Here is a 12,638-nt window from a genome sequence, read left to right on the forward strand (position 1 = left end):
ACACCTTGTTGTTTTTATGGGAGACATTATGTCTATTAAGACAAGTATCAACCCGCCAGTATTTTTCTCTTCAGTTATTCTTATCGCTTCCATGGTTTTGTTATGTGCCATAGTGCCGACAGAAGCTAGCCAATTCTTCAAATCAGTTCAGCACTGGTTAGAAGTGAAAGCGGGCTGGATGTATATATTAGGCGTTGCAATTTTTTTAGTGTTTATCATTTTTGTGATGATGAGCCGCTTTGGCGACATCAAATTGGGGCCTGAACATGCGGTGCCCGATTATAGTTATAAAAGTTGGATAGCCATGCTGTTTTCAGCCGGTATGGGTATTGGACTGATGTTTTTTGGCGTGGCAGAGCCGGTAATGCATTATTTGGCGCCACCGGATGCAACACCAGAATCAATTCAAGCGGCGAAAGAGGCATTAAAGATCACCTTTTTCCACTGGGGGATCCATGCTTGGGCAATTTATGCCGTTGTGGCGTTATCATTGGCCTATTTCTCGTATCGACATAAATTACCCTTACTGCCGCGTTCAGCGTTATACCCACTGATCGGTGAGAGAATTTATGGTCCAATAGGCCATGCAGTAGATACTTTTGCGGTATTGGGCACCATGTTTGGCGTGGCAACCTCATTAGGTTTTGGCGTGCTGCAGATAAACTCAGGACTGAGCTATCTTATCGATGGCCTACCTAACAACACCACAGTGCAGGTGGTGTTGATTGTTATTATTACCGCTATTGCCACCTTATCGGTTTTTTCAGGTTTAGATAAGGGCGTGAAGCGCTTAAGCGAATTAAACCTCGGCTTGGCATTTTTACTGATGTTATCTGTGCTATTACTTGGGCCGACGGTGATGTTGCTGCAATCCTTTGTGCAAAATACCGGTGGATATTTAAGTGATATCGTTGGAAAGACCTTTAATCTGTATGCCTATGAGCAAAAAGATGATTGGATTGGTGGCTGGACCTTGCTGTATTGGGGCTGGTGGATTTCATGGTCACCATTTGTGGGTACCTTTATTGCACGTGTTAGTCGTGGTAGAACGATCCGTGAATTCTTAATCGGAGTATTGTTTGTTCCCTCTGCCATCACTTTCTTATGGATGACGGTATTTGGCAATACCGCAATCGATGCAATTGCAAATCACGGCGCGACTTATTTATCAGAAGCTGTATCGAGCGATGTCTCGGTTGCCTTATTTAAGTTCTTTGAGCATATGCCATTCTCGACCGTACTGTCTGTTATCGCAGTGTGTTTGGTGGTGACATTCTTTGTGACGTCATCTGATTCAGGTTCATTAGTCATTGATAATCTCACCTCAGGTGGCGATAACAATGCCCCAGTGTGGCAGCGGATATTTTGGGCTGTATTACAAGGTGTTGTGGCATCGGTGTTATTGGTAGCTGGTGGATTACAGGCACTGCAAACCGCAGCAATAGCCAGTGCCATGCCATTTTTACTTGTGATGTTATTAATGTGCGCCGGGCTGTATAAAGCGTTAAAAGATGATTGGCTGAAAATTAACAGTGTTCAATCACACAATACCAGCGTGCAATATGTAAAAGCCAATATGACCTGGCAAGATAGGCTTGATGTTTTAGTGTCGATGCCGACTCGAGAAGATGCACAAACCTTTATTGATACCATAGCGCAACCCGCACTAAGAGAAGTACGGGAGACGTTAATCAAAAAAGGCCAGCTAGCCGATATCATTTTTAAAGATGAGCGAGTGCGCTTGGTTATTGGGCCTGACGACCCATTATCTTTTGTCTATGGCCTGAGATTACGTGCGTTTACGGTAACAGGTACCACTGAAGACAATATCGATTCTGAGCAGGCATATTATCGTGTTGAGGTGTTTTTAGAGCACGGCGGTCAGCAGTACGATGTGATGGGATATACCCAAGATCAAATCAAAGCAGATATTGTGACCCAATATGAGCGATATCTGCATTATTTGCATTTATCACATGCGGAACTTGTCGACTAATAATGCGCATTTGTGCATTAGGCAAACAAATTCATTGCCCCAAGCGATAAGCCTTATTATCCTTGGGGTAATTTTTTGGTGTGAGGTTAGAGTAAACATGGCTGGCGAGAGCAAATTAGATAAAGTATTGGCAGAAGCAAGAGAGTATAAAGCCAAACGTGAAACGGGTTATCGTGAACAGGCGCTTAAGCTATACCCTTGGGTTTGCGGCCGCTGTACTCGCGAGTTTACCCATAAAAACTTGAGTGAATTAACCGTGCATCATCGAGATCATAATCATGATAACAACCCGTCGGATGGCACTAACTGGGAGCTATTGTGTTTGTATTGTCACGATAATGAGCACTCGCGTTTTGAAGAGTTAATCCGTTATGGTAGCACCACAGAAACTAAGCAAGATGCCGCAACCTATAATCCGTTTGCCGATCTTAAAGCTATGATGAAAAAATAGCATTTATTGGGTTATTATCCACACTTCAACACAAGTTATTGCTGCGGTTGAAGTGTGTTTAGTGTCTTTGATTATGGTGTCAAAAGCGGATACAGTAGACATCAATACTTTGGCATAAAGTGAGTTATTTCCAGCCTTGAATCCACAGCTGGCTATCGGTTAATTGTTGCCAGTCTATTGCCGTAATGCGTTTCGACATTATTGCTTCTATCTCACAGTTAATCACCACATTATTTTCATCAAACTCAATGTCAGTGACCAAAAAGTGTTTCTCTTTATAGGTGGGTTTTACTGCAGTCCACTTACTGTTGAGTAACTTGGCTAGATTAATTTTATTCATCGATACACCTAAGTATTGCTGGTGATAACTTATATTAAATAAGCCTTTTTTCCGCCTCAAGCCATTTAGCTCTAGACAATGTCTGGCAATTTTCGCTATCGGAAAATTGCGCTTTACGGGCTTCAAGCTGATCCCAAATATGTTTTTTCTGCTCGTCACTGGCGGATGACCACACGACAATTTCATCAATATGGCGATAGCAGCCCATGCAATAATCATCTTCATTTAAGCCACATCGGGCAACACAAGGGGAGTGCATTTACATTTACCTATTTGTTATACGTAGATCATCGAGTTATTGGCTCAATATTATCATGTTTAAAATTGAGCTGTTACAATTACGCTTATTCAATTGAGAGTGTTTTATTTCATCATGGCTGAACAGAATCAGGTTACTGCGCCCAGTAAACCTTTAAATACAAATGCTGCTTTAGCGCAAGCTGGCGAGTCAGAACAACACTCTCATTCTCAAGCTGCGTATGAACAACGCCTGAGCCAATTATCAAATTTACTCAACGCGACCAAAGGCTTATGGCAAGTTGTAGCCTTTGATAGTGATCAATTTCCTTGGCAGCAGCGCTTTCCTATTCTGGCTAACACAGTGGCTCAAATAGCGGATGAAGATATCGATGCACTCGATAATGACTCGCAGCGTTTGTTGGCGGCATTACTGCCATCGCTTGAGCAAGATATGCAGGCGTTACCTGAGTCTAACATCGCTCATTTGTTGCCTCTGCTTGGCGCTAAGATGAATCAACATCTTGCTGTGAAAACTGAATTACCTATAAATGATACTGGCTTAAGCCATTTTAGTGCTCACATCAAGGGGCGTAAGTGGCAACAAATTACTGCCTTTACGGCGCAGGTATTTAACCATGATGACAGTAAAACTCCTGTGCTTGAATGGTGTGCAGGCAAAGGCCATTTAGGCCGATTAATTGCCAAAACTCAACATCGAAACGTGACCAGTTTAGAGTGGCAGCAAGCGCTGTGTCAGCAAGGTCAAGCTTTTGCCTATAAGTGGCAACTCGCGCAGCAATTTGTGTGTGCAGATGCGTTTGCCGACTTAACCCAAGATGATAGCCCTTCGCCGATTAAGCAGGCTCAACATGCCGTAGCCTTGCATGCCTGTGGTGACTTACATGTGCGATTACTTCGCTTAGCCAGTGAGGTGAGTACCGAAAAACTGTCCATTTCTCCCTGCTGTTACCATTTGATCCAAAGCCATTATTATCAACCACTTTCAGCTAGCGCAATCGCGGCTGGTTTGCAGCTGTCACGCCATGATCTACAACTGCCATTACAACAAAGCGTGATTGCTAGCCAAAGGCAAAATGCGTTACGCAAACAGGAAGTCATGTGGCGCTTAGGTTTTGATTGTTTGCAGCGGACTGTGCGTCAGTGCGATGAATACTTACCTGTACCGACCATAAAGCAAAGCCAGTTAAGTGGCAGTTTTGAAGATTTTTGCCTTTGGGCCGCAACTGAAAAACAGCTAGTGTTGCCAGACGATGTGATTTATGACGACTATCTTCATCAAGGACGTAAACGACAAAAGCTGACCCAACGAATTGATCTTGTCAGACACCTATTTAGACAAGCGCTAGAGCAATGGTTATTGCTCGACAGAGTCTGCTTCTTAATTGAGCATAATTATCACGTGAAATTGACGGATTTTTGCTCAACCGAAATTACCCCAAGAAATGCCTTAATTCATGCAGAGAAAATACATTTGGTTTAAATTTTACTATTAAGCTTTTGTTTAGACTCTTTTATTTTAGAAAAGTCTGATTGATTCAGTTATCTAGTGAAAACAAAACGCACAACAATTGAATAATTAAATATCAAAACCCGCCGTGTTTTAACGGTTTTTTATTGCAGTTTTAAGCCATTCTTGTTCAAATGTCGGGTTAATAGTGAATTACAATAATCAAACCGCCAAACAATGATGTCAATGTAACGACATTTAGGTCTAAATGACCTTTTATTTTGGATATTAAATCCAAGTTTGAGTGGTATTGAGTAAAAGTGAACAAATGGTTTAATGAAATACTCTCGTGTGTTTATCAATAGTCTAGCCTATGAGCTAGCACCTCAAGTTGTCTCAAGTCTAGATCTTGAATCTCGTCTTGCGCCTCTATATAAAAAGTTTCGTATTCCTATGGGGCAGCTTGCTGCCTTAACCGGGATCACTGAGCGTCGTTGGTGGCCAAAAGGGTATCGTTTATCAGACGGTGCTATTGCGGCGGCTAACAAAGCGGTCAATGAAACGGGGATTAACGTCAGCGACTTAGGGGCTGTGGTTTACACCGGAGTGTGTCGAGATCAACACGAGCCTGCAACCGCGTGTCGAATTGCCGCTGAACTAGGGGTATCAAAAGATACCGCGATTTACGATATCAGCAACGCCTGCCTTGGCGTGTTATCGGGTATTTTAGACATAGCCAACCGTATCGAACTGGGTCAAATTAAAGCGGGTATGGTGGTGTCATGTGAATCGGCGCGCGATATTGTTGAAGCGACCATAGATCACATGCTAGCAGAACCGACAATGCAAAACTTTGCCCAGTCATTGGCAACCTTAACCGGTGGCTCGGGCGCTATCGCGGTCATTTTAACCGATGGTAGTTTACCGCTTAAAAACACACGTCAACATCAACTTCTTGGGGCAAGCCATTTATCGGCACCTGAGCATCACAATCTGTGTGAATGGGGCTTACAGGAAGCGGGTCATATGTTGTACCGCGAATTTATGCGTACCGATGCCGTAACCTTATTAAAAGAAGGCGTTGATTTAGCCAAGCACACTTGGGATCATTTTTTAGCTCAGCGTGATTGGGTTGTGGAACAAGTTGATAAAGTCATTTGTCACCAGGTGGGCGCGTCAAACCGCAAACAGGTACTTAGCGCGTTAAATATTCCTCAAGAAAAAGAATACCCAACCTACCAAACCCTTGGCAATATGGGCACAGTATCGTTACCGGTAACAGCGGCTATTGCCCATGACGTTGGCTTTTTACGTCAAGGCGATCAGGTCAGCTTTTTAGGAATAGGCAGTGGTTTGAACTGCATGATGTTAGGGCTGAAGTGGTAACACTCCCTTACTAATTGAACAAAAAACAAGACATATTCAATAGGACACATCATGACGTCGCACACACAACAATTACAGTCATTACTGCCATTTGAAAGCCATTTTTTAGATAGAAATGGCCATCAGCTACACTATATTAATGAAGGCCAGGGCGAACCTGTTGTTATGGTTCATGGTAACCCAAGCTGGTGTTATTATTTTCGCAATTTAGTCAGTGCGCTTAGTGTTAACCATCAGTGTATTGTGCCTGATCATATTGGTTGTGGTATATCCGACAAACCGAACGATCCCGATTACGATTACACTCTTAATAACCGTATTGATGATTTAGAAGCCCTATTAGACAATTTAGGCATTACTGAAAACATCACCTTAGTATGTCATGACTGGGGCGGGATGATAGGCACAGGTTTTGCTGCCCGTCATCCTGAACGCATTAAACGTTTAGTGTATTTGAACACCGCAGCGTTTCATTTACCTAAGTCTAAGCCGTTTCCTTGGGCATTATGGATTTGCCGTGAAACCTTATTAGGCACATTATTGGTGCGCGGTTTAAATGCGTTTTCTTCAGCCGCATCTTATGTGGGTGTTAAGCGTAAGCCTATGGATAAAGCCATACGCGAAGCCTATGTAGCGCCGTTTAACTCATGGAAAAACCGTATTTCAACCATTCGATTTGTGCAGGATATTCCATTAAAGCCAGGTGATCGAAACTTTGATTTAGTGACTGACATTGGTGAAAGTCTTGCTAAATTTTCTAACGTTCCGACGCTGATTTGTTTTGGCTTACAAGATTTTGTGTTTGATAAGCATTTTTTAGCAGAGTGGCGCGTGCGTATGCCCCACGCTGAAGTTCACGAGTTTGAAGATTGTGGACATTATATTTTAGAAGATGCCAGCGACGATGTGATTGAGCTGATCCAAGGTTTTATCAAACAACATTAAGGCTCTTCGGAGCCTTTTTTATTCACCTTGTCGGCGGTAATAACCGTACATTGATTTAATTGGCATTATTTTTATTCCACTTTGATTAAGTAATTAGCTATTTATGACTCAAAATACATCCTTGCCTGAATCCACTATAGATCAGCACACCCAGCCTGCATCAGTAACTGAATACGCGAATTTGTGTCAGCATTTAGTTAACGCAGCCATGCATAGCCCTGATTTATTAGCGGTAGCAGTGCAACAGGCTAAAGGCAACGGACAGTATCAGTATCAAGAGTTAACCTTTGCCGAACTGGATAAACAATCCGATGAGCTGGCCTATAAGCTGAATGCATCAGGCATTAAACAGGGCATGAAAGCGGTATTGATGGTCACGCCCAGCATTGCTTTTTTTAACCTGACTTTTGCACTGTTTAAAGCCGGTATCATTCCCATTTTAGTCGACCCAGGTATGGGGATTAATAATCTAAAACAATGTTTTATTGAAGCCAAGCCAGATGCTTTTATCGGTATACCCAAAGCCCATATTGCAAGACGTGTACTTGGCTGGGGTAAAGATTCGGTTAAGTATTGCATTAATGTGGGTGGTAATCGTTTTCAGCGCTGGTTGGCGGGTTGTCTCAGTATAGAGTCGTTAAAACAGGTTAATGGTACTCAGTACAATCGTTATCCTATGGTGAAATTAGCTGAAGACGAAATGGCCGCAATTCTGTTTACCAGTGGTAGCACAGGCACGCCTAAGGGCGTGGTATACAGCCATAAAATGTTTGAGGCACAAATCAGTGCCTTAAAACACGATTATGGCATTAGCGTTGGCGAACGTGACTTAGCCACTTTCCCGCTGTTTTCCTTATTTGGCCCAGCGTTAGGCATGGCTTCAATTGTGCCTGATATGGATGCCAGTAAGCCGATTACGGCTGAGCCTAAACACTTATTTGCGGCAATCTCCCAGTATCAATGTAGCAATATGTTTGTTAACCCCGCACTACTTGAAAGATTAGGTCAGGCGGGTGAGCAAACCCAACATAAGCTGACCTCAGTAAAGCGAGTGATTTCAGCTGGCGCGCCAGCAACTATTTCATCGATTAAACGTTTCAGTAAAATGCTTGAGTCTAAGGTTGAAGTGCTTAACTCCTATGGTGCGACCGAATCATTGCCTATCAGTAAAATTGCCAGCAGTGCATTATTCGCCACCACAGATAAAACCGATCAAGGCGCAGGCATTTGTGTTGGGCAGGCCATTGAGGGGGTTGAAATAGCGATAATCGATATTGTTGAGCCGCCAATCGCCCACTGGACAGATAATTTAGCCTTAGCCACTGATCAGATAGGCGAAATCGTGGTGAAAGGCGCCATGGTTAGCCAAGCTTACTATCAACGAGATAGCGCCACTGCTGGAGCAAAAATACAAGATGGCACCCAAATGCGGCATCGCATGGGTGATGTTGGCTACCTTGATGCGAATAACCAACTGTGGATGTGCGGCCGAAAAGCTCACCGAGTGGATGCAAGCGTAAAAGGGCAATTTGAAAAACGATATTTTTCAATCCCCTGTGAACGGGTGTTTAATACCCATGCGCAAGTGAAACGTTCAGCATTAGTGCCAGTCACGATTGATGGCAACGTAGTGCCATTAGTGTGTATCGAACTGAATAAAGGGGTGGTGTGCTCTACCTCAAAAGTGCTGTATCAAAACCTAGTCGAACTGGCAACGCTTTACCCCCACACCCAGGGCATTAGCCGTTTTTTCATTCACCCTGAATTTCCGGTCGATGTGCGGCATAATGCTAAAATATTTCGTGAAAAATTAGCGATTTGGGCTCAAAAGCAATGGAAAGAATAATAGGTGAACAACACACTATGCTGACTGATTATCCAATAGAAGAGCAAGCCGCTCTGAATCAACTTAAGCAAAAGGTGACAAAGGTTTTTGTTACCGGTGCCGGTGGCTTTTTAGGTTTTGCTATTTGCAAACGCCTGATTGCCGCGGGAATAGCTGTGGTCGGTTTTGCAAGAGGTGATTACCCCAAATTAACCCAGATGGGCGTGCAGTTAATTCAAGGTGATATTGCTAACGCTGAACAAGTGACAGCCGCGATGCAAGGCTGTGAATTGGTTTTTCATGTGGCGTCTAAAGCAGGAGTGTGGGGCAGTAAGCAGAGTTATTTTTCACCTAACGTTGACGGCGCAGATAACATTATTAAGGCGTGTCAGGGTTTAGATATTCACTATTTAATTTATACCAGCACCCCAAGCGTGACTTTTGCCGGCGAGGATGAAAATGGTATTAATGAACAGGCGCCCTATGCTGGCCAGTATTTGAATTATTATGGCGAGTCAAAAGCGATTGCTGAACAGAACATGCTAGCCGCTAACAGCCCAAGCTTGAAAACCACCGCCTTAAGACCACATCTTATCTGGGGCCCTAATGATCCCCATCTTGTCCCGCGGGTGATTACACGCGCCAAAGCCGGGCGATTAAAACTGCTTGGTAAACAGGATAAGTTAGTTGATACCATTTATGTTGATAATGCGGCATATGCCCATATTCTTGCTGCGGTTGATTTAACTTCGGCGGCAAAATCTGCGGGAAAAGCGTATTTTTTAAGTAATGATCAACCTATTACCATGGCACAAATGCTCAATAAAATATTAGCCTGTGTTGATTTACCACCCGTAACCAAACGTGTGCCAGCAGGATTAGCTTATGCTGTTGGGGCATTGCTTGAATCGGTTTATTTGGCATTAAATAAGGCTGAAGAACCGATAATGACCAAATTTGTCGCCAAGCAGTTATCAACCAGTCATTACTTTGATATTAGCGCCGCGAAGCAAGATTTAGGTTATCAACCCTTGGTGTCAATTGATGAGGGCATGTTACGGTTAAAGCAATCATTATAATGGCGAATATATCCATACTTTAGTGTAATTTACCGGCAGCGATTTTAGGTTATGATGGCGCAGTTAACACCTGCATGAACATAGCGATATTAACAGCGTAACCTACAGATAAAATAATGCTCAAGGTCTGTTTATCTTGGCATCGTGTTCAATACTATAGGGAAATAGTGTAATGAATATTAACTCAGTGACAGAGTTCTGTTTTAGCATGCTCCTGCGTCGCAGCGCCATGTTACTGCTAGCGAGTATGGCAATAGTGCAACAGGGACATGCCATTCCATTAAATACGCAACTTGAAGCATTTTATGCCAAGCAAGCACCCGTAGAATCCAATCCACTTATGGGCACATGGCAGTTAGTTTCAGGGAAATACCTTGATGAAAAACAGCAATGGGTCGATTATCAACACCTTAGTTTACGTTCGATAAAAATCATTTCAGAAAGTCATTTCAGTTTCACCACCATTAAAGATGTTCAAGGCAGCAAACAATTTTGGGCCGCTGGCACAGGCACTTATCAATTAACCGATAAATATTACATTGAAACGCCAGATCTTAATTCATTTGGGGTAGCAACAGGTGCCGCGTTTAAGTTTGAATACACCATCAAGCAAGACAAGCTTTTCACCAAACGGATTGAAAACGGTGTCTTGAAAGAACAAGAAGTGTGGCAACGGATTTAATAAAAACGCGTTATGTGGCTTTGTTAATGATGGGCGCAATAGAGAAGGTTTAAGTTGTTCTTTAATCGAGCCTAATAACCGATTATTTTTATCAATTCGCCCGCTTTTATTTATCACTATCTGTTTATACAGTTGTAATGCTTTTCGGCTGATTGACGAACTATAAGGTCAGAAATCATCCATAAGTAGTAGGTGTTATTGAAATAAGTGTTTCATAAGGCGTTTATTTCGTGAGTGTTTTTCAGTAAGCAAGTAGAAAAATCATATTGAAAAACATTTTGCACGCTTTGTTTTGCGATTATTGAAATTAAAAGCGCTTTACATCAATAAGATAGCAAATGTAGGATGTTATTAATCAATAACTTAAACGGCCGACATTGAATGATGCGCCGTTCAATAAGCTGTTATGTTTATAAGTATTCATCGGGTATCTCAAGGTATATATGTCTTCAAAAAAAAATAAACGATTAGAAAAATATTTTAAAAAGGCGACTCGTCAATCTAAAAAAAGAATGTTAGAAATTGATATAAACATTGATATACCAGCAGAGATAGATAAAAGTCATAATGAATTGGCTAAATCGCTATTGAATTTTGGCAAAATTATTGATGAGTCTACTAAAAGAATATCCGCTTTCGAAGCAAATAAATATGCCCAAGAGAGCATATCAAAAATTGAAAATTCAATTATAAAACTTGTAAATAATCATCCTAAATATTATTGGAAATTTTATTTTACTGCTCTCCCTAAAGAGCATTTTGAGGGGAGATTAGATACCACTTTTTTATTCGCCATAAAGATGGTTGAATCTTGTATTTCATTTAGCGAAAAAGAAATTGATGAAACTGAATTATACAAAAATGGAAATAGTGTTTCTCTTGAGATTAACGAATATGTAGTAAAAGACTATTGTAAACTTGTAGGCTATTCACAATTATTAGGAGACATGTATACATTAATCAGGATCTCATCTAAAGGTTGCGATTTTCATATTTGTGAAAATGAATTAATGCCGATGCCAATTGATGAAAGTGCGATTATTGAATCTATTAAGCTATTTGATGATAGAAATGTAATTGAAAGTAAAGTAGAAAATGGCATAAGTATGCCTTCTAAAAGTGGTTTCAGCCTTAAACAAAGACACTTGAATAATATCGAAAGCTTGGTCATTGTCGCTAATGAAAATCAATCGGGAAAATATGAATACATCCCTAAAAAAGCTACTAAACTCAAAGATACAAAATATACCAAAGTAAATTTCAATATTGTTCCAATAAGTTTAGAAACAATATATAACGAGTTTAAATTGGGCGAGGAAGGGTTACCGTGGGAAATAGAACTCTTAGAGATGATTTGTATCTTACAGTTTATAACCACACTGATTATTAGAGGTTGGGTATTCTTGCCTGATATAGCCGAAAAAGGTTACCTTCTTTTTTCTAAAGGCTTTATTGATGAATACTTTCAAGGGTTTATCGAGTCAGTTAAAAAGATCCAGCTGGAGACGTTAGGAACAACGTTCACAAATGATGCTACTGAGATAAGAAATAAGTACAGCAGACCATTAGGTGAAAATATTTACCCTTCAAATATATCTGTATTTTTTGATGCTGGTAAAATGCTTGGATTCGACATTTCATCCTCATTTGAGTTTTTATTTAACAAACTTGAATACACTAAAGAACAAGGAAATATTGCGAACTTACGCGGATATTTTTTTGAAAAGCAAACTCAAGAGTTGATTGACAACTCAAAACTGAAACCAGCCAGCAATATCAGAAGTCTAGTTGCTAAAACTCTAAGGTTTAAAAACAAATCAGTTACAGACTTCGATGCGATCATGGTTTTTGGAAATAGCCTGATTGCTATTTCATGCAAGAGTTTATTGGATAATGAGGAGTATGACAAAGGTGACTATAAAACGGTCAGGAATATTACGTCTTCGATTGAGAAGTATGTAGAAGACTGGAGAACTAAAATAAAACTTATTGACGAGAATAAAATTGGAGATAATTATGATTTTTCTGAGTTTGATGAAGTTATTGGCTTAGTAGTAACTCCATCTGTTCTATATTGCAATGTAACTTATAGGAATGAACTCACTTTTAAAGGGTTGTATGAAAATATGTCTTCTCGTGAGTTTGAATCATGGATAAACATAACAAGAGACTATGGCGTCAATAGTTAATTTCATACTTTTGGCGCTTCCCATAAAACTCCATCTC

The 12,638-nt window shown here is 41.1% G+C and carries 11 protein-coding genes; 9 read left to right on the forward strand and 2 right to left on the reverse strand.

Annotated elements, in window-relative coordinates; translation table 11 throughout:
- Positions 1-28 precede the first annotated feature (28 nt).
- Together IEY03_RS16035 and IEY03_RS16040 are read left to right on the forward strand one after the other, a co-directional pair.
- Complete coding sequence (locus IEY03_RS16035) at positions 29-1,996, forward strand: BCCT family transporter (protein ID WP_188843539.1); 1,968 nt, start codon at positions 29-31, stop codon at positions 1,994-1,996.
- Between the two features lie 97 nt (positions 1,997-2,093).
- Positions 2,094-2,447, forward strand: a complete 354-nt coding sequence (locus IEY03_RS16040; protein ID WP_188843541.1) for a YajD family HNH nuclease — start codon at positions 2,094-2,096, stop codon at positions 2,445-2,447.
- 124 nt (positions 2,448-2,571) lie between these two features.
- Here the strand turns inward: IEY03_RS16040 and IEY03_RS16045 are convergent, their stop codons facing one another.
- Entirely contained in the window at positions 2,572-2,787 is a 216-nt protein-coding gene (locus IEY03_RS16045; protein ID WP_188843543.1) for a TIGR02450 family Trp-rich protein, read from the reverse strand.
- A gap of 34 nt (positions 2,788-2,821) precedes the next feature.
- Positions 2,822-3,046, reverse strand: a complete 225-nt coding sequence (locus tag IEY03_RS16050) for a DUF1289 domain-containing protein (protein ID WP_188843545.1) — start codon at positions 3,044-3,046, stop codon at positions 2,822-2,824.
- 114 nt (positions 3,047-3,160) lie between these two features.
- Here IEY03_RS16050 and IEY03_RS16055 point away from each other — a divergent pair, with 114 nt between their 5' ends.
- The 7 genes from IEY03_RS16055 to IEY03_RS16085 all read left to right on the forward strand — a co-directional run bounded on the left by IEY03_RS16055 (position 3,161) and on the right by IEY03_RS16085 (position 12,601).
- Positions 3,161-4,528, forward strand: coding sequence for a methyltransferase (locus IEY03_RS16055; protein WP_188843547.1), 1,368 nt, complete (start codon positions 3,161-3,163; stop codon positions 4,526-4,528).
- Between the two features lie 303 nt (positions 4,529-4,831).
- A complete protein-coding gene (locus IEY03_RS16060) occupies positions 4,832-5,881 on the forward strand; it encodes a 3-oxoacyl-ACP synthase III (protein WP_188843549.1) in 1,050 nt (349 codons plus the stop codon).
- Between the two features lie 51 nt (positions 5,882-5,932).
- On the forward strand, positions 5,933-6,826 hold the full coding sequence (locus IEY03_RS16065; protein WP_188843551.1) for an alpha/beta fold hydrolase: 894 nt from the start codon (positions 5,933-5,935) through the stop codon (positions 6,824-6,826).
- Positions 6,827-6,929: 103 nt separating this feature from the next.
- Positions 6,930-8,672, forward strand: coding sequence for an olefin beta-lactone synthetase (oleC, locus tag IEY03_RS16070; protein WP_188843553.1), 1,743 nt, complete (start codon positions 6,930-6,932; stop codon positions 8,670-8,672).
- Positions 8,660-9,730, forward strand: coding sequence for a 2-alkyl-3-oxoalkanoate reductase (oleD, locus tag IEY03_RS16075; protein ID WP_188843555.1), 1,071 nt, complete (start codon positions 8,660-8,662; stop codon positions 9,728-9,730). The genes oleC and oleD overlap by 13 nt, the downstream gene beginning before the upstream one ends.
- Positions 9,731-9,902: 172 nt before the next feature.
- Complete coding sequence (locus IEY03_RS16080; protein WP_229778368.1) at positions 9,903-10,412, forward strand: hypothetical protein; 510 nt, start codon at positions 9,903-9,905, stop codon at positions 10,410-10,412.
- Between the two features lie 443 nt (positions 10,413-10,855).
- On the forward strand, positions 10,856-12,601 hold the full coding sequence (locus tag IEY03_RS16085) for a hypothetical protein (RefSeq protein ID WP_188843557.1): 1,746 nt from the start codon (positions 10,856-10,858) through the stop codon (positions 12,599-12,601).
- Positions 12,602-12,638 lie beyond the last annotated feature (37 nt).

It is taken from the genome of Shewanella aestuarii (genome assembly GCF_014647215.1).
In the GTDB taxonomy this organism is placed as follows: Bacteria; Pseudomonadota; Gammaproteobacteria; order Enterobacterales; family Shewanellaceae; genus Shewanella; species Shewanella aestuarii.